The organism is Fodinibius salinus (assembly GCF_008124865.1).
Classification (GTDB): Bacteria; Bacteroidota; Rhodothermia; order Balneolales; family Balneolaceae; genus Fodinibius; species Fodinibius salinus.
The window spans coordinates 783,412-801,937 of record NZ_VNHY01000001.1; the positions used below are offsets into that span (position 1 = coordinate 783,412).

General features: G+C 39.7%; 22 protein-coding genes and 1 tRNA gene. 17 read left to right on the forward strand and 6 right to left on the reverse strand.

Translation table 11 applies throughout. From position 1 onward, the window contains the following. The first annotated feature begins 10 nt into the window (after positions 1-10). From pncA to LX73_RS03625, 17 genes are all read left to right on the forward strand, one after another. Positions 11-625, forward strand: a complete 615-nt coding sequence (pncA, locus tag LX73_RS03545; RefSeq protein WP_148898089.1) for a bifunctional nicotinamidase/pyrazinamidase — start codon at positions 11-13, stop codon at positions 623-625. Positions 626-628: 3 nt separating this feature from the next. Beyond that, positions 629-1,732 carry an NAD(P)/FAD-dependent oxidoreductase gene (locus LX73_RS03550; RefSeq protein WP_148898090.1) on the forward strand — a complete coding sequence of 368 codons (1,104 nt, stop codon included), beginning with the start codon at positions 629-631 and terminating at the stop codon, positions 1,730-1,732. Positions 1,733-1,833: 101 nt separating this feature from the next. Further along, the gene (locus LX73_RS03555; RefSeq protein ID WP_148898091.1) at positions 1,834-2,628 is read left to right on the forward strand and encodes an ion channel; all 795 of its coding nucleotides are present in this window, start codon (positions 1,834-1,836) and stop codon (positions 2,626-2,628) included. 459 nt (positions 2,629-3,087) lie between these two features. Beyond that, positions 3,088-3,330: a hypothetical protein gene (locus LX73_RS03560; protein WP_148898092.1), complete on the forward strand. Its 243-nt coding sequence runs from the start codon at positions 3,088-3,090 to the stop codon at positions 3,328-3,330. A 58-nt stretch (positions 3,331-3,388) separates the two neighbouring features. Next, complete coding sequence (locus tag LX73_RS03565; protein ID WP_148898093.1) at positions 3,389-3,769, forward strand: hypothetical protein; 381 nt, start codon at positions 3,389-3,391, stop codon at positions 3,767-3,769. A 452-nt stretch (positions 3,770-4,221) separates the two neighbouring features. Further along, positions 4,222-4,938, forward strand: coding sequence for a hypothetical protein (locus LX73_RS03570; RefSeq protein ID WP_148898094.1), 717 nt, complete (start codon positions 4,222-4,224; stop codon positions 4,936-4,938). A 181-nt stretch (positions 4,939-5,119) separates the two neighbouring features. After that, complete coding sequence (locus LX73_RS03575) at positions 5,120-5,644, forward strand: hypothetical protein (protein ID WP_148898095.1); 525 nt, start codon at positions 5,120-5,122, stop codon at positions 5,642-5,644. A 429-nt stretch (positions 5,645-6,073) separates the two neighbouring features. Next, positions 6,074-6,784, forward strand: coding sequence for a hypothetical protein (locus LX73_RS03580; protein WP_148898096.1), 711 nt, complete (start codon positions 6,074-6,076; stop codon positions 6,782-6,784). Positions 6,785-6,954: 170 nt separating this feature from the next. Further along, entirely contained in the window at positions 6,955-7,680 is a 726-nt protein-coding gene (locus tag LX73_RS03585; protein ID WP_148898097.1) for a hypothetical protein, read from the forward strand. Between the two features lie 491 nt (positions 7,681-8,171). After that, the gene (locus LX73_RS03590; protein ID WP_148898098.1) at positions 8,172-8,579 is read left to right on the forward strand and encodes a hypothetical protein; all 408 of its coding nucleotides are present in this window, start codon (positions 8,172-8,174) and stop codon (positions 8,577-8,579) included. 52 nt (positions 8,580-8,631) lie between these two features. Then, the gene (locus LX73_RS03595) at positions 8,632-8,913 is read left to right on the forward strand and encodes a helix-turn-helix domain-containing protein (RefSeq protein ID WP_148898099.1); all 282 of its coding nucleotides are present in this window, start codon (positions 8,632-8,634) and stop codon (positions 8,911-8,913) included. A 223-nt stretch (positions 8,914-9,136) separates the two neighbouring features. After that, on the forward strand, positions 9,137-9,700 hold the full coding sequence (locus LX73_RS03600; protein WP_148898100.1) for a hypothetical protein: 564 nt from the start codon (positions 9,137-9,139) through the stop codon (positions 9,698-9,700). A gap of 172 nt (positions 9,701-9,872) precedes the next feature. Continuing rightward, positions 9,873-10,595, forward strand: a complete 723-nt coding sequence (locus tag LX73_RS13040; protein ID WP_148898101.1) for a DUF805 domain-containing protein — start codon at positions 9,873-9,875, stop codon at positions 10,593-10,595. A gap of 152 nt (positions 10,596-10,747) precedes the next feature. Beyond that, a complete protein-coding gene (locus tag LX73_RS03610; RefSeq protein ID WP_148898102.1) occupies positions 10,748-11,392 on the forward strand; it encodes a TM7S3/TM198-like domain-containing protein in 645 nt (214 codons plus the stop codon). A 63-nt stretch (positions 11,393-11,455) separates the two neighbouring features. Then, complete coding sequence (locus tag LX73_RS03615; RefSeq protein ID WP_148898103.1) at positions 11,456-12,211, forward strand: NERD domain-containing protein; 756 nt, start codon at positions 11,456-11,458, stop codon at positions 12,209-12,211. Between the two features lie 209 nt (positions 12,212-12,420). After that, the gene (locus tag LX73_RS03620; RefSeq protein WP_148898104.1) at positions 12,421-12,678 is read left to right on the forward strand and encodes a GIY-YIG nuclease family protein; all 258 of its coding nucleotides are present in this window, start codon (positions 12,421-12,423) and stop codon (positions 12,676-12,678) included. Positions 12,679-12,888: 210 nt separating this feature from the next. Continuing rightward, positions 12,889-13,440: a heavy metal-binding domain-containing protein gene (locus LX73_RS03625; protein ID WP_148898105.1), complete on the forward strand. Its 552-nt coding sequence runs from the start codon at positions 12,889-12,891 to the stop codon at positions 13,438-13,440. A gap of 221 nt (positions 13,441-13,661) precedes the next feature. Here LX73_RS03625 and LX73_RS03630 read toward each other — a convergent pair. The 6 genes from LX73_RS03630 to LX73_RS03655 form a co-directional block, all read right to left on the reverse strand. After that, a tRNA-Ser gene (locus tag LX73_RS03630) sits at positions 13,662-13,749 on the reverse strand. A 44-nt stretch (positions 13,750-13,793) separates the two neighbouring features. Then, entirely contained in the window at positions 13,794-14,477 is a 684-nt protein-coding gene (locus tag LX73_RS03635; RefSeq protein ID WP_148898106.1) for an energy transducer TonB, read from the reverse strand. A gap of 16 nt (positions 14,478-14,493) precedes the next feature. Then, positions 14,494-15,228 (reverse strand): lysophospholipid acyltransferase family protein, encoded by a 735-nt coding sequence (locus tag LX73_RS03640; RefSeq protein WP_148898107.1) that lies wholly within the window; start codon positions 15,226-15,228, stop codon positions 14,494-14,496. 9 nt (positions 15,229-15,237) lie between these two features. Further along, a complete protein-coding gene (gene murQ / locus LX73_RS03645) occupies positions 15,238-16,167 on the reverse strand; it encodes an N-acetylmuramic acid 6-phosphate etherase (protein ID WP_148898108.1) in 930 nt (309 codons plus the stop codon). 87 nt (positions 16,168-16,254) lie between these two features. Beyond that, positions 16,255-17,763 (reverse strand): acetyl-CoA carboxylase biotin carboxylase subunit, encoded by a 1,509-nt coding sequence (gene accC / locus LX73_RS03650; protein ID WP_148898109.1) that lies wholly within the window; start codon positions 17,761-17,763, stop codon positions 16,255-16,257. Positions 17,764-17,769: 6 nt separating this feature from the next. Continuing rightward, entirely contained in the window at positions 17,770-18,480 is a 711-nt protein-coding gene (locus LX73_RS03655; protein WP_148898110.1) for an esterase family protein, read from the reverse strand. Positions 18,481-18,526 lie beyond the last annotated feature (46 nt).

The following is an 18,526-nucleotide window of genomic DNA, read 5'->3' on the forward strand; positions in this document are numbered from 1 at the left end:
TCTTATCCTTATGGATGCATTGCTCATTGTTGATGTGCAAAATGATTTTTGCCCCGGCGGAGCGCTGGAAGTACCGCAGGGAGATCAGATAGTGCCAACCATTAACGACTTATCCGCCACTTTTGATGTGGTCCTGCAAACGCAAGATTGGCATCCCGCCGGCCACTCCTCTTTTGCCTCCTCGCACGATGGCAAAGAACCCTTTGAAACCACAGAAATGCCGTACGGCACACAAGTGCTCTGGCCGGACCACTGCATACAAGACAGCAGCGGCGCCGACTTTCATCCTGATCTGAATACCGATCCCTCACAACTGATCGTTCGAAAAGGATTTCGCAGGAATATCGACTCCTACTCGGCATTTTATGAAAATGATGATGAAACCGCGACCGGCCTTACCGGGTATCTTAAGCAGCGCAATATTGACACCCTTTATACCGTAGGATTAGCAACGGACTTTTGTGTAAAATGGTCGGTGCTTGACGGACTCAAAGAAGGATTTGAGGTGCATGTGGTAGAAGATGCCGTAAAGGGTATAGACATTGAAGATTCGGTATCAGAAGCATGGACCGAAATGCTTGATGCCGGTGCACAAAAAGTTTCTTCCAAACAACTGCTCTCCTGATTGATGAACCATCAAACTGATTTTTGTATTCTCGGTGCCGGGCTGGCCGGCCTTTCACTGGCAAATGTACTTCTTGAACACGATGTATCCGTTACGGTTATCGATAAAGATTCCGTAGCGGCCGGAGCCTCAGGTACTCCCGGCGGACTGGTAAACCCCGCTACCGGACGACGTGCAAAAAAGTCGTGGAAAGCTGAACAATGCTACGAAGCGATTGCAGAAAACCTGGAGAAGATACAGCGCACCTCTGAAACCACCTTTTACCAAAATAATGGGCTACTGCGCCCCGCCCTGCTGGAGAAAATGGCACGTAAGATGAAAGCCCAGCGCGAAAAAACCAGCTGGCCTGACGGCTGGTGCCAGTGGAAGACCGAAGATGAAATCAAAGATATTCACCCCGGTATCAGCTGCGTGGACGGCGGGCTGTGGTTACCCATTGGGCTCACCGTCAATGTCGGGCAATATTTACAAGCGTACGCTGCCTACCTTAAGGATCAGGGTCTAAACCTTATCACCGGTGCTGCCCCCCGGAAAATATATCACGACGATTCCTGGAAGATCGACCTCCCCCATTCCACTGTCTCTGCCCGACATATTTTTTTTGCAATGGGGCAGCATACCCACCAGACCAAATTTTGGGACTGGCTGCCGGTCAACCTCATCAAAGGACAGGTAGCGACATTCCGGTCTCCACAGAAACTGTCTTTTGACCATTCAATATCCAGCCTGGGATATATGGCCCGCCCGGACGATGAATATACCTTTGTGCAGGGCAGTACGTACGAACATGACTTTGACCACCTGAATCCCGATGAAGAGGGCGAACAATACCTGCGCAAACGCATGCGCAGGACGCTCCCACAGCTGGAAGAAACCGTCAAAACCATTGATCAATGGGCGGGTGTGCGAACCTCAACACCGAACTATAAACCTATTCTGGGTCCCCACCCCAAGCACCAAAACATGCATGTGTTTACGGGACTGGGATCCAAAGGATTGCTGTACGGCAAATTTTTAGCTAATCATTACGGGGACTATCTTTTTAACAACACTTCACTTTTCCCCGACATTGATGTAGAACGGTGCTTATCAAATGCTAACCAATAACCTGTCCGTTGTTGCAATTCCAAAAGCACCAATATCTTCTTTACCTTCTAACTAAAATCAAGAGATTATTCGTCGTTTAATAAAATTAGGGCACACATTTTATGTTTAGCAGTCATTCTGATCAGCCTTCGTCAATGACGCATCTTAAAAAACAGGTGCTGTTTCTTGTTTCACTGCTTTCGGCAAGTTTTATCCTCACTACTACGCTTTTTTGGATATACGAACAACACCAAGCTCAAATTACCAGCTTTATAGATGTTGCCTGGTGGTGGTTTGTTACTTCCGCAACCGTCGGCTACGGCGATCTCGTGCCCTATTCCACAGCCGGACGCATAGCGGGCGTCATTGCAATTGTTATCGGCTTATTCGGATATACCCATATTATCGGCCTCATTCTGCAGTTTATTCAGCATAAATTTGAAGAAGAAGAACGCGGGCGCGGCTCGGTGGACTTCCAGGATCACATCGTAATATGCGAATATACTGCCTTTGCCGATGAGCTGATCCAGGAGATTAAAGAAGATCGGCTCTTTCAAGACCGGGAAATCGTTATTGTCGGCTCCCTTGTTAACCGTACCCCTTATGCTGAACATTCTTTTATCTATGGGGAACCCATTAGTCCTGCTGTGCTACAGCGATCAAACATTAGCCAGGCGGGTGCTATTTTTGTCTTCTCAAATAATCGCTTTAGCGACCCTGATACCAAAACGCTACATGTGGTAAGCAGAATTAAAAAACTGAATCAGCATGCCCCACTCTATGTTGAACTGCACAATCCCGACCATCCGCTCCTGGATAAACTTGACGGAGAAATCACCGTCATGAAAAGTTCAGACATGCTGCACAATGCTATCAAGCATCAATTTATTGACGTTAACCAGTATTTAGAGGACTAATTACCCTTTCTGTATATCAAGCAGAAATTAGGAGTTAGCGGGAAAACCAATATCATCAAATAAGCTTCCCGGCAAACACTTGCGACCATTCAGAAGATATACCGGGAATGAAGTGCTATAAGTAAGTTTAGGAATTGAGGTTCACAACGCTATTAATCCTCCCAACCTCTGGCTCTGGAAAAATAGAACCGTTTATTACTGGTGCTTTCAAGAGTAAGAGTGACGAGACTTACAAAAGAATATTATGTCAACATATTATAACACAACATTATGAGCACTAACTGCAACATAACACTGGAGCATAATAAACATCTTGCACTTTGTGTCGTTGTTTAAGACACTATACTATTGAAACATCAATATTTATACTATCCCCTAGGTGAGATAATTAATAGGTTAGGCTGCCTTGAATATTTTTTTCGCTTGATAACTTTTAATTAAATAGACTATTCATTAATTATGCCGACAGATGAAAAAGGAAATCAATTTGTAGAAGTCTCAAATGTTAGAGTAACTTACGTTTCTAAAAAATCTCGAAAAGGAATTAAAGATTGGTCAAAGGGAGATGTTCTTAGAATCCAAGCATATAGAGGAAATGGCAATGCTTTGCATCAAGGTCCAGAATTAGATCTTAAAGAGCCTGATACAATTCTCGAATTAATAGAAGCTCTTTCTAGATTGATTCGTGGAAAAGAAAATTAACACAAATTCTTTTATCCTGTTCATTAATTTACTCAAACCCCAATCATATCAAAATATTATGAAATTTAAATTTCTACTATTCTCAATAATATTACTTCCCTTTAGCTCTGTTTTCGGACAAGAATGGGAAACTGTTGAAAACTTTTCAGGAAGTGGCATAAAGAATACTGCTGCTTTTACAATTAATAAAAGTGAATGGAGAATAAAATATAAGTCAGAAGGTAATTCATTTGTAGATGAGACTGGAGCAGGTCATGTATTACAATTATTTTTGCTAAAGCCTGGTGAAAATTTAAGTGAAGGAGAAATTCTTGTAAATCAAGTTAATAAACCCAAAATTTCTGGTGATACATATTTATATAAAACAGGCAGATTTTATATCAAGTCAAATTCTGCCAATGGAGATTGGGAAATACTAGTGCAAGTTCGAAAAGAATAATCTAAAAACTATTAACTCATTATGTCTAAACCATCAAAAACAAAATATTATAGCTACCTGACTGTACTAATTATATTTATCATAATTTGTATATTTTATTTTACTCATATGCTAACGCAAATTGAACATGGGACTAGAGAAGAAATGAGTACTAGTATTGGCCTTTTTGTAATTTTAATAGTTGTTACTTATTCAATAAATGGGCGTGTTAAACAAATTAAGGAAGACTTAAAATAGCCACCTAACTAGCGTATTTAGCGTACATACCTCGCCAATTCTTTGCCATTCTTGGTTTTGAGTCTTGTCTTTCGTTAGTTGCTATTTCATCATCAATTCATGTACAGCTTATGCGTAAGGTCGTTAGGTAAAATTACTGCTTTACTGAAGAAGTAAACATCTTAAACAATAATTATAGAAAGAGATCAAATTTTAATAATCATCGAGGAGAATTTATGTGTAAAATAATTTCAAAATCTACTCTACCCCTGTTTTTTCTTTTAGCTTTTTGTCTTAGCAACAATTTATTATTTGCCCAAGCTTCTTTAGATGAACAGCAAATTGAATTACACAATATCAGTAAAATTGCTTGTTCAAATTACAATGAGGCTAAAAATGACATTAAGAAAAGTGAAGTTTTTAATCAGGTCAATGAAGAAAAAAGAAAATTTGCTCAAAGTTTAAATTGGGAGGTTACAAATTGGCGCGGTAATATAATGTCCATCTCAACTAACGAAGGTGGTGATTATGCAGATGTAGAAATTACTACCGTATATGATGATATTGAAATTAGCTTTGAAGATGAACGCCCATTTGGTGTAGGAAGTGGTGGTGTATCTAATAGTGAGTCAGTATTCAATGACCTAAGTAATTTAAAAGAAGGAAATGCCGTAATTTTCAGTGGAAAGCTTTACAAGGGCAAAAAAGGAATTGAAGAAATGAGCATAACTGAACATGGTAGTATTTGTGCTCCAGAGTTCAATTTTGATCTTACTAGTGTCAAACTTAATCCAAACGGCAAATTTAAAACTAGTGATGCAAAAGAAATTGCAGAAGGAGTATCTTCTATAATTGGAGTTTTGGAGTGGATTGGAGAAAACTGGGTGATGGTAATAATTATTATGGGAATTTTAGGCATACTAAGCGGCTTGGGCAAAAGTCAACAAAATTAAATCCAGCGTATTACAATTTTACCTAACCCCGCATTAAGTGGACGTTCCTTCCCCCTAAGCGCAAGGCTTTGGGGCGCAGGCCTCTACCCGTTTTGTTTTCCGGGTGCCAACTAGTAAACTGTAATCGCATTCACAGTAACCTGTGCGTCGCTTAAACACAACATCGTTATAGCTACTTATTATGAACTACTCAAAAGAAAAACACAGTCATAATTTTGCAATTTGGGCTGCTGCAAGAGCAACCCAAAGAGCTTTTACTTCTACAGAAAATTTAAAAAAAGCTCTTGAAGATTGTGGGATTTTAGATTTCATAAAAAATCCTGATAAAGCTTCTGAGTTCGACAATTTACATAAAAAATGGTGTAACAGTATTTGCAAAGACCTTAAAAAAGAAGGTATCAATAAAGTTACATATGGGAGAGCTGCCAAATTGGTTAATTGCTACTTGAAGAGCAGATTAGTTCTTAAAAATTTAGAAAGTGAAGAAGCATATTATATCCATCCACCAATTGATAGGATTCTATTACAAAACCTATCTAAATCAGAAACTATTAGTAAAGAAAAGAAAAAATGGCTAAAAGGTATCAATTGGACTCAATTGAATATGGAAGAATATTTTAGATTAATTAATTTCTTGAGAAAATTTAATGGAGATAAACCTTTCTGGATGATTGAGCGTCATTGGAAACCAGCTGGTAATACGTAGTAATAATTAGCGCACATTTAAGAGAGCGTACCTCGACTATTGGTTATCCACTTTTGGCTTTTTCGCTCTCCGTTCGTTATTTAGCAAATCAACAGTAGTCCGTGCGCCGGTTAAGCGCAAGGTCGTTATACCTCATTTCAATCAATAGCTTAAATAATTAATGGAAACTTGGAAATGGATTAAAAAAAACTCAGCCACATCTTTTCTTTCATTGGGGTTGTTCTTACAGCTTATGCAATTTTTCATGTTCCAGACTATGTAAAGGAATATCGTCAACAAAAAACAAGATCAGTTAATCAAGAACTAATTGAGCAAACCCAACAGTTAGTTTATAATGACCAAAAAATCGATTCTGAAGATCTTCTGACCTTAATAAGAGGAAAAGAACTTCGATATAATATAGACTATCCTTATGGAGCCAATGAATTATTGATCCAAGTTCAGGAAAGTTTTCTTAGCAACAAGTTTATACCACTCGAAAAAAGAAAAAACATTGTAGAAGAAGTAGATTCAATTCGATCATCAATATATCCAACCCTTTCATCAGGTATTGATGACTCATTATCCTCCATCGTAGCTTCTTATGGTAAAAAAACAGAGTCTGAAAATGATTTAATCGCAACTATAATTGACATTCTTTCAATTATAACTGCTCTAACTGCTTTAATTGTTGGTCTCTACAGCATCTTTTCAAAAGCAAAAGCAGAACAAGAAGCGGAAGTAGAAGAAAAAGTTGAGTCAAAAAAGGATGAAATTGAAGAAGGCTTCAGAAGAGCTTTTGACTTTGAAAACCTTGTTGGAAACATTCTAAAAAATGTTACTGATTTCGAAATAACTAGAACCAACCCAAGAGAATATTTAACTGATTTTGAAATTAATTCTCCAAAAGGAAAAATTGGAGTTGAAGTAAAATATTCTGTACAAGACAGACTGATGGGAAATGTTGTACACCAGATAAAACATTATTCATCTCAATATGACTTAGGTATAATTGTTGTTTCTAATGTTCCCTTCTCCAATTATTCAAGGAAGCTATTCGAAAGTGAGGGAATTTTATTAGTCACAAGTGAGAATGAAGATGAGATAAAAGAAAAGATAAAAGAATCAATTAATAGAATAATGAATAAAAATGAGGTATAACCAACGCTTCAACTTGGATCCCGACAGTGGTCGGGCCAGGCAGCACCTCGCCTGTTCCCTGCTCGTTTTGTTTTCTGGGTGCCAACTAGTAAACTGCAATCGCATTCACACTAGCCTGTGCGCCGGTTATGCGCCAGGTCGTTAGGTAACTATTTAAAAATTCATTCATCATGGAAATAAAAGAAATAATAGAGTTTTTAAACCAGAACAATGGTTTCTTTCTTGTTTTGTTAACCGCAGTATATGTTATTGCAACAATTATTACCGTCAGGAAGATGTCGAGGGCAAATGATTTAACTCAAAAAAATATTGAAGTTTTTACTGAACTTGAGAAGGATAAAAATAGACCTAGTTTAATTTTTACTATTGCCCCAGCTAAGTCCATTATTTTTGAAGCCAAAATCAAAAATATTGGTGCTTCAACAGCTCACAATATTTCTATAAATACCTCAACTGAGGTGAAAATTTTTAGCAGCGATAAAAATATAAAGTTTATTCAAGAAGGTATTCCATCATTGCCGCCTGGTGCTGAACTATCAACGATTGTAGGTTCTTTCGATGAGCTAAAGGATAATTTTGAAGATAGTAGTGTTTCAGGCTCTGTTAAATATGAAAGGTTAGATGGCAAAGTTTACAAAGAAGAATTTAATATTGATTTATCAGTATATGAGGGGCTTCAATCTATCCGAGAAAAAAGTATTCATGATGTAGCCAAAGAATTGAAAAAAATTAGAAAACAGCTGCGACATGTAATTACTGGATTTAAGAAACCTCTAATTAGGACAATTAATGAAGAAACTTATAGAGAAGAGCAAAAGAAGCAGCATCAAAAAGCCGAAGAAAAACTAAAGCAGATGGTTCAAAATCAAGAAAGTGATCAAGACCAAGAAGAGTAAATACACCTAACCCTTTAAAAAGGAAAATGTCAAGCAGACCCCGTCAAACGGGGCAGGCAGTCCTCCTCCCGATGCTTCGGGACCCCTTCTGGCTTTTCCCCTCTCCGTTCGTTATTTATAAACTCAATATTTATGCGCACTGTCGTTAGGTTGCCCAAAAGCTCATCATGAAAATCAGAATTCTATATCCAGTTCTTTTTTTATTTATTACCATGGGTGCGGTTCTTAGCTGCTCCTTTATAATCGACTTTGAAGTGACCGGAAAGATTAAAAACTATAACTCCGAAAAACATTCAGACCTGAAAGTCCAATTCAATTTTTATCAATCTTCAAAACCTACTGATACCTCGTACCAGCATAAGATAAGATCTGACGGTACTTTCAAAATTTTTGGATCTTTTCTCAACTCTTACCCGGATGGTCTAAGTTTCATTTCTGGTGATACCACTCTTGCCAGGTTTCATTTTCAAAAAGAGAAGAAAAGATTAGTTATGAGAAATCTCTTATCCAAAGATAAATATTTTGCTGAAAAGCAGGATACTATTCGTTTTGACAATATTAGTGTAGAGCTTATTGATGAAACCGATAAACTTTTAGCAATTAATTTTGATGACCTGTTTAAGGGATTTCACATTGAGGTAAAAAAAGAAGAGATGACAATTCTCTTCAGCCAAAATCCACCCAAAAATACATCCATAAATATTCATGCTACCAAGGGATTTAAAGTAATTGAACAAAATATCCCTGTTACATCCGATACCCAGCATGTTAATATTGATAGGTTCGTAAAATCCTCTGGCAAAATTCAGATGGATTGGATTGAATTAGTCACTCCTTATAATTGGACTAGGTTCTATAGTGTTTATGACTATAAATACGGATCAATTTTTCGGAATTAAAGAAACAGTGGCCTCATAACCAGCGCTTCAATAAATAATACATCCAATCACTATGGATTTTACAAATTGGTTTTCCAGTGGAAGGTTAGATGAGAATGACGAATTTGTTAAACAGTTCAAAGATGCAGTTGGTAAAACTCCCACCGACTATATTAATCATCATAGAATTGAAGCATCAAAACAAATTCTATCTGATCCTGAATGTAAGGAAATACCAATTGCTGAAATAGCAAACGAGATTGGTTACAAAGATCCCGAAGAATTCTCCACCTTATTTTATATCAAAGTCGGAATAACTCCAGAAGAATATCGGAAGCAACAGCTTTCCAAGTAAGTTGATAAGTATAACCCCTTTAAAAAGGGAAATGTCAAGCAGACCCCGTCAAACGGGGCAGACAGTCCTCCCTCCTATGCTAAAGCTTCGGAGGACAAGCACCCACTATTCTGGCTTTTTCGCTTTCCGTTCGTTATTTAATAAATCATCATTCATCCATACCACCTTATGCCAAGATCCTTAAGCAGACGAAAATTTGTAATCCATACACAAGTTTATCCCAATGAGTAACGACAAAGAAATACCCGATCGAGAAGATGTTCACAACAAAGTCATCGATTTGATGTATTCAACCCATATTTTAAATAATTCACACCGTGGTGATGTTGCGGAGGCACTTGTTATGATGGCATTAGGAGATGAGTGGAATTTTGTTGGCTTGGGATGGCATCCCTGGGATTTGCAATATGGATCAGGACCAGACAGAATTAGAATTCAAGTCAAAAACATTGCACTTCAACAAATTTGGGGCGAAACTAAGTCTCCAACTCTGGTCTTCGGATGGAAATCTAATCCACCAAGCTACTTCGAGAGAGATAATCCCGGAGTAGAAATCGAAGACGAAGGTTATTTTTGCGACCTCTTTGTCTTTTGTCTTCACCTCGTGTCAGATGAAGATAATGCTGACCAAGTTGACCCGCAGCAATGGAGTTTTTTAGTCATTCCGACAGAAGATCTAAGATCAAAGCGAAAATCTATGGTTTTATCAAAGGCTTTGGATAAGTGGACTCCAATAAAATGGCCTGAATTAGCAGAAAAAGTTGAAGTGGTTGCAAACCGACTATAAATAATATTTAACAACGGAATCGTCAGCCAAAGCAACGCTTCAACAGGGACGCAGCCTGCCCGTTTTGATTTCTTTCTGCCAAATTATAAACTGTAATCGCATTCACACTAATCCGCACGCCGGTTAAGCGCCGGGTCGTTAGGGGTACTTTTTAATTTAACGTCTACAAAAAATGAAATGCGAAAATTGCGGCGAAAATATTCCACTTTGGCAAACAGAATATAATCTGGATGGTATAACGGTTTGTTTCGATTGCTATAGCAATAATTACGAAGACATAAAGTATCGTGCTAAGCAAAAAGGAAAAACCAAAAAAAAGAAAGTTGTAACGACTAATTCTGAGAATGAAACCAATAGTTATTCAGATGACGATTTCTTTTCGACTAATGGTAGAATAAGAAGAAGCACCTACTTCTTTCGGACTCTCTTCTTAGCAATTCCTTTCACTATAATTTCATTAATTCCTCAAAGTTCGCAAGAACCAGGTCCAGCTATACTTTTCATTTTAGTAGCGATTGGATTTGGGATTTTGCAAATAATCCAAGCGATTAAAAGATTGCACGATATCGATTTAGGTGGAGAGTATATTTTACTCAGTTTCATTCCAATCGTCAATCTTATATTTGGACTTTATATTCTTTTTAAAGAAGGTACATCAGGTCCAAATCAGTATGGCGAAGATCCTAAAAAAAATGAAAGAACTTCAGAGAATAAACTGAATTCATCAGCCTCTAATCTTAAAGAAACCATTTCAAACAAAATGCAATCTTCAACAAATGAAAATACTCAAAACCATGGATTAGACGATCTTGAAAAATTAGCTGATTTAAAAGATAAAGGTATTATTACAGAAGAAGAGTTTGTTGCAAAGAAGAAACAAATATTAGGTTTGTAACCCTAGCGTAAGAATAAAAGTATCCCTAACAGCCATAAAGCGGCCAGTTCTTGCCAACCTCTCTTTTTATAGTTACTCTTTAATTTTAAACAATATTCAACACGTTGGCGCCTGCACCTTACGTATAATGCCGTTATAGGGCTTTAAATAAAATGGACCTAAATCAAGATATAGTTAACTTAATCATTGGGCTGAGTATTCTGGTCGGTGCACTACAGTGTTTCTTCGGCTATCGAATATTTAAATTCATTCTCGGGCTTACCGGGTTTTTGATTGGTGGTGTATTGGCGGGTGCGATGGGTTATTCATTTGCACAGGAAAAAGCCTTTGCCCTCTTAGCAGGCTTGGCCGGAGGATTTATCGGTGCAACGCTAATGGTTATGCTATACTACGTAGGCATATTCTTGATCGGCGCTCTCCTTGGTGGTTTTCTTGGAACTGTTCTTTACGCAGTTGCCGAAAGTAACCCAGAACCAGCGGTCTTGCTCATACTTGCTGTAATCACTGGAGTCATAGCTTTGATCTCCCAAAAATTAATGATAATTGTTTCGACGGGATTTGGTGGTGCATGGTTAGTGGTTATCGGAATTGCCTCTTTAACTACCGAAATTGTTGATTTAAGCAATTTTGACCAGATTTTCAGTTCGGGCGGCAGTTACTTGTATGCTATCATATTGTGTTGGCTTACGCTTGGGATCGTTGGTGTCATTGTGCAATACCGTTCAGAGCCCAAAAAGAAACCCCAACCATCTTTTGCACCCAACAGTGAAGAAGCGGCCGGACCTTACCTGCATTAATGAGTCGTGAAATTAGTAAAGAGTAGCCTAAACCGTTAAAATAATTTCTAATCCTAACAGACGATGGACGATTTAGTCGCAGTTTTGTTGGTGTTATTAGTAAGTGGTTTTGTTTGGCTAATTTCACTAATGCGTAAAAAAATATTGAGTCTATTCAGAGGTTGGTTTGGCGAAAAAAAGACTACTTTCTATCTGTGGCTATCGCTCAATTCGAAAGTATACCGAAAATTTCATGATATCATCATAAAAACAGAAAACGGTACAACTCAAATTGACCACCTTCTTGTATCACCATATGGACTGTTCATAATTGAAACAAAGAATATAAAAGGGTGGATATTTGGAGCTGAGGATCAAAAAAGATGGACGCAGTCCCTTTATGGAAGTAATTATTCATTCCAGAATCCGATAAGGCAAACCTTTAGGCAAAAAAAGGTTATTTCTGAATTTTTCGGGGTCAATGAATCAATCGTACATACTGTTATTTATTTCATCGGTGATTGTAAATTTAAAACAGAGTTGCCAGATAACGTTATAAACTCCCGGCTGGGCAAGCACATTAAACAGTTTAAGGATCGGGTTCTTTCATCTGAAGAAATTGATCGCGTAGTCGGGGAAATTGAATACTACGTTTCTGAGTCTTCACTCACCACAAAAGACCATGTACAATCATTGCGTGAAAGGCATAATTCAACAACAGTTTGCCCGAAATGCGGTTCGCAGTTAGTTGAGAGAACAGCGAAAAAAGGTCCTAATGCTGGTACAAAATTTTTAGGATGCGAAAACTACCCAAAATGTCGCTTTACAAAAGATATATAATAGAATCTAAACTACATTAAAACGTATTTTGCTAGAGATAAAAAATAAACTGACATAAGGCTCCCTATAACCCGCATTTAGCAGATAGTCCTCCCTCCTTCTCCTGAATGCTATCGGGATTCGGGGTGCAGGCTTCCGCTCGTTTTGTTTTCTGGGTGCCAACTAGTAAACTCCAATCGCATTCACTAATCCCTAATTAACTCTGCCTGATGGACACTTGGTTTGTGTATATGATCCGCTGTACCGACGATAGCCTGTATACCGGAAGCACAAACGATGTGATCCGCCGCTGGCATCAGCACCGAAAAGGCTATGGCGCCAAATACCTGCAAGCCCATACCCCGAAAGCCGTAGTGTTTGTTGAGCAGCACCCTGGGCGCTCCGAGGCTTGCAAGCGTGAACATGAGATCAAGCAATATTCTAGAGAGGAAAAGGAGTCATTAATTACAGAGGCTTATCAGTTTTAAGACGACGATAAAGCTAGTACATCTGCAGCAGCTCCAGCGCTTCAACGCGGATCCCGACAGTGGTCGGGACAGGCAGCACCTCGCCCTCCGAATGCTCGGGGCCCTTTCTGGCTTTTTAGCTTCTCGTTCATTATTTAACGGGTCAACCTTCATTCGCGTGCAGCTTATGCGCTAGATCTTAAGGCTTACTAAAATAAACTTTAGCTATTTATGAAATGTGATAACTGTGATAGAGAAACATCAATATGGGGTGGGAAAAGTCACTCCGTTGGTGATATGGAAGTATGTCCCGATTGTTTTAACAATAGTTATGAAGAAGTCAAAGCCAAAGCTATGGATCCAAACTTTGAATCAGGATCTTCGAAAAAATCAAATTCTGGCTCAGATATTCATCCTGAAGATCTAGAAAATATCACCTTAACTACGGAAACCAACACAAAAGATTTAGAAATAGAAGAACGCTTAGCGGTCATAAGTTCTGAGTCAGCTCTAGGTATGAATATGTTTCGGGACATCTTCACGAATATCAGAGATTTAGTTGGTGGTCAAAGTGTCTCAACACAAAAGATTCTCAAAAATTTAAAGTCAACTGTTTTTCAGGATATAAAAGAGCAAGCATACAAACTTGGAGCTGATGCAGTAGTCGCAATCGATTTAGATTATAGTGAATTTTCAGGTTCAGGAAAATCGATGTTATTCTTAGTTGCAACCGGTACGGCAGTCAAATTGAAAGAAGAAGATATAAATCAGGATCAAACGTAAGTCTAACCCGCGCAGACAGCCATCGGGACAGGCTTGGCAACCAATTTTCGCTGATCACGGTCGGACTACTATACCTGCGCTAAAACTTCAATAAACAGGCCCTATTTTTGCTCTTCAACAGATATGCATAATACATACTCTCTCTTTTTACCTTGAAATGAAAAAGGCTTCACTAAACAAACACTTAAGTGCTTGCTCAACGAAACCTTGGCGTAGTTATGCGGAGAGAGGGGGATTCGAACCCCCGGTACGCGCGAAGCGCACACACGCTTTCCAAGCGTGCGCCTTCGACCGCTCGGCCACCTCTCCAAAGAAGAACGCAAATATAGCTTAATATCTCTGGGATATCAATGCTAAAATCCAAAGGTAAAGATCTGCTTACTGTATGCACGCACCGGCTTTCCATTTTTTTGTGCGGGACGAAATTTCCACTGCTGGGCAGCACTGATTGTAGCTTCCATAATGCCATAACCAATGCTATCTACCAGTTTGGGACGGTTGCTGTCTTCCTCGTAAACTTTAATTGTAGCTATACTAACATCTTCTACTCTGCCATCGGTACCTACCAAAAAACTGACGGTTAATTCGGCCTTGATATCTGCTTTTTGAGCCGCATCCGGTGTATTAGCTTCGACAATACGTATTACGCTGGGCGGCTGCTGGGGACTGCTGGCAATATCGTCTGACCGGCCCATTGCTCCCCTCTTTGAAGTTGATAACGTATCAGAAAAATCCGATGGGTCGATGTTATCAAAAGTGATGACTTTATCCCTAATAATCTCATCGTTTGGTACAGGAACAGGAATTTGTGGTTTGGGCGGAGCAGGCGGGCTGCTGGCTTGTTCGGTAATCACCGCTTCCTCCATCATAACGACATCCTCGTTATAGGATACCGGCTCTTTTTTATTCTTGGTCTCATCGGTGGGCCATAAATTAAATACAGCAATAAAAATTAATTCAGCAACGACGATAGCCCCCAAAATACGCTGGCGATAAGCTATATTGGGCGATGCGTTATGATTTTGGGAGTGAGTCAAGTAGCAAAATATTAGTTTATGTCATGGTTTTGCTGCGCATTGCAGACAGCTCTCTATTAAACAACACGCTAACTCTTTCTTTTATTTCACCGGCCGAATTAAACTCTGAGACCTTAATAGGATCAAGCACTGATATTTCAAAATCTTGTTTGGGATTTATTTGCCAGCTGCCGGACGGCATAGCTTGATAACTGCCGTCAATTACAACAGGCAGTATATTGAAATCATACCGCTTTGCAAGCTTAAAAGCCCCATTTTTAAGCGACTGTATCTCTCCATTCTCAGTTCGGGTACCCTCGGGAAAAATCATGCCCGGTATGCCCTGCTCGATAGGTTCAACAAGAGTATCCATTTTCTTAAACGACCGCATACTTCTACGATCGATGGCAATATGGCCGGTTAGATAAATAAGCCATCCTAAAATTGGAATTTTAAATAGACTGCTTTTGGCTACCCATTTCATATTCCAGGGCAGTAAATACATCAACGGCATATCCAAAAAACTTTGATGATTGGCCACCACAATTGTTGGCTGCGATACTTTTTGGGGCTCGTCTCCATTTATATCAAAAGACCAGCCAGGATTTACTTTCATCATCAGCCATCCCAATCCACTGAGTACCTGATTGGGCATTTTGTTGTAGGAATCAAAAGGAGCGGTAATGATATACAGCAATAAAACAATTATAAAAAAGACAATAATACACACCGCCCAATACATCCAAATAGCAATGCTGAAAATGGTTTTCATGATGCGACCTCAAGATTCAAGTTCTTGCAATGCTCTTCGGATAAATCCATTACTCTCTTTCAGCTTTTGTTCGGCCTCTACCTTATCCAAATCGCCCAGCGCCATCAATAGCGCCGTCTTAACGTGTCCACCGGAGGTCTCAAGATACTGCTCGGCTTTTTTATAATTAACATCAGCAAACATCATAATAATTCGCTTTGAGCGTTCCTCCAGCTTTTGATTTGAGAGCTGTAAGTCCACCATAACATTTTCATATACCTTTCCCCGGCGAATGTTGGCACCCGTCGTCAGCATGTTCAGTACCATCTTCTGTGCTGTTGCACTTTTCATGCGTGTACTCCCCATAATAACCTCCGGTCCCACGGGAATATCAATAAGTACATCCACATCAATAGTAATTTGCGATCCCGGAACGGTAGTCACAAAAATGGTATGACACCCCTGTTCTCTTGCCAATTTTAGTGCTCCGTGCACGTAGGGCGTACGTCCACTGGCTGCCAGTCCACATACAATATCAGCGGCTGTTAAATCAACTTCCTTTAGTGCCTCCCTCCCATTTTCCTCGTAATCCTCAGCTCCCTCCTGGGCTTCAAACACCGCCTCTTTTCCGCCGGCAATAAGTCCCATTACTTGACCGGGATCCGATCCAAAAGTGGGTGGACATTCGGCGGCATCCAAAATACCTAAACGGCCGCTGGTTCCGGCACCAACGTAAATAAGCCTCCCTCCTGCATCAAAGGCTTCCTTTACAAGGTCAATGGCTTCGGCAATTTCGTCGAGCTTTTTTTCGACTTCACCGGCAACTTTTTGATCCTCGGCATTGATAAGACCGGCAATTTCACGAGAATCTGCCAAATCTATTTTTCTTGTGGATGGGTTACGCTGCTCGGTATCTAACTTTTTAAGCTGCGAAAACAGTGAATCGTCTTTTTTTTCCACTTCTATACCTGTTGATTAACACTCCCAGTAACGGTAAGGTAAAGAATTGCAATTTTACTTTTAATTGCATCCGACAAATAAAAGATACTATCGATTCCGCCGGTTCCACCATTCAGAACTTACACCACCATTGGTGGTAGCCTGTCTTGTGTGTTCGGTATCTTCAGAACCGTCTTCTTCCTGTTTTAACAACGTGGCAGCTAATGCTTTGACGTTATCATTATCAGTAATAGAATTATCTAATTTCTCTCTGCCAAAGTGATCCGGAACGAAATGAGTATCATAGTTACCTGATGTAAATGACTCGTGATTAAGCACATATTTACAAAATGGAATAGTCGTGCGACATCCCGCAATTTCATATTCATCGAGTGCGCGCAACATCCGTTTGATAGCATGGTCACGGTCGTTACCATAGGTGCACAGTTTCGAAATCATCGGATCATAATTGATCGTCACCTCTTGCCCTTCCTCAACACCGGAATCCACGCGAACCCCATTACCTGACGGTATGCGGTGCTTATGAAGCGTTCCGGTACTCGGCAGAAAGTTATCCCGCGGATCTTCAGCATAAATTCGACATTCCACGGCGTGACCATCCATGGTGACATCCTCCTGCTCAATAGGAAGTTCTTTTCCTTCGGCTACTAAAATTTGAAGCGCTACCAAATCCAATCCTGTAATCAGCTCTGTAACCGGATGTTCAACCTGCAGACGTGTATTCATCTCCAGGAAATAAAAATTACGGTCGGCATCCACCAGAAATTCAATTGTGCCTGCACCAACATAATCCACCGCTTCAGCTGCGTCAATAGCGGCTTCAGCCATTTCTGCACGCAGGTCATCCGTTAAAATAGAGCATGGAGCTTCTTCAATAACTTTCTGGTGCCTCCGCTGTATAGAACATTCGCGATCAAAAATGTGGAGCGTATTCCCATGTTCATCCGCCAAGATCTGGAATTCAACATGTCGCGGTTCAACCAAATATTTTTCAATATAAACACGGTCATCCCCAAAGGCATTGCGAGCCTCTGATTTAGCTGCTTTAATACCCGACTCAAACTCTTCTTTGTTATCTACAATACGCATCCCTTTACCGCCACCGCCGGCCGCGGCTTTTACGAGGACAGGGTATCCAATGTCATCGGCAATTTTTTCTGCTTCATTAATGTCTTTAAGCTCTTTTTTGGTCCCGGGCGGAAAAGGGACATTAGCTTTACTCATAATTTCCCGGGCTGCCGTTTTATCTCCCATAGACTTTATGGCGTGGGCATCCGGACCAATAAAAATGATGCCCTCTTCTTTACATCGCTCAGAGAAATCGCCGTTTTCACTTAAAAAACCGTAGCCCGGATGAATAGCATCGGCCCCCGTATCCTTAGCTGCCTGAATAATCTTGTCAACTACCAGGTAACTTTCGGCTGAAGAAGCCGGACCAATATGCACTGATTCATCAGCTTGCAGTACATGCGGGGCATCGGCATCAGGCGTAGAATAAACAGCCACCGTTTCTTTACCCAATTCTTTACAGCTTCTAATGACCCGCAGTGCAATTTCACCGCGGTTGGCAATCAAAATTTTGTTAATCTCTGGCATAACTAACTATATAATATGTGTTTTTAGCATGTTTGACCATAATTCCCATTCATCCCCCTCGAGATCCCAGATATCCAGATCATGTTCAATATATTTCATCCGTAACACATCACTCATTCGGTCCGCATAGTGCTTACGATCGTCATTCTCATAGCTAACCAATCGAAAGTCAACGTCACGAATATTATCGAGTGTTGATTGTTGATTTAGATTTGGGATAAAATCGGTGGGATTGTTGTAATATACGTTATCATCATAAAAATCATCCATCCACGGCGTTATATCATAAATGCCGCTCATTCCAATTGCTTTACCAAACAATTTTGGGTGCTTTAATGCGATTGAGACGGCATGATATCCTCCAAAATCGGTACCGGCTATAATGATATAATTAATGTTACTTTGTTCTTTTACATAAGGAACGACCTCTTCAACCAAGTACGATTCGTACTGTTGATGGCGAACCAGTCGTTGTTTAGGAGAGGTATTAGAATTACAAAAGCTTTCTCCATCAACCGAAGAGAGGCAAAAAAGCTGGTTAAACCCATTTTCGAGCTGATATGAAATAGCATCTACCATCCCATATTCTTCCCACTGGCTAGAATCGGCTTCTCTTGTCGGCAGTGCTATAAGCGGTGTCCCTGAAGTACCATACGTAGTTAACTTCATGTCCTTGCCAAGACTAGGACTCCGCCATTCCGTTGTCTCTTTATTCATTTTTTTACTATTCAGATACAAATAAATTGGATAGAATATAACAGTT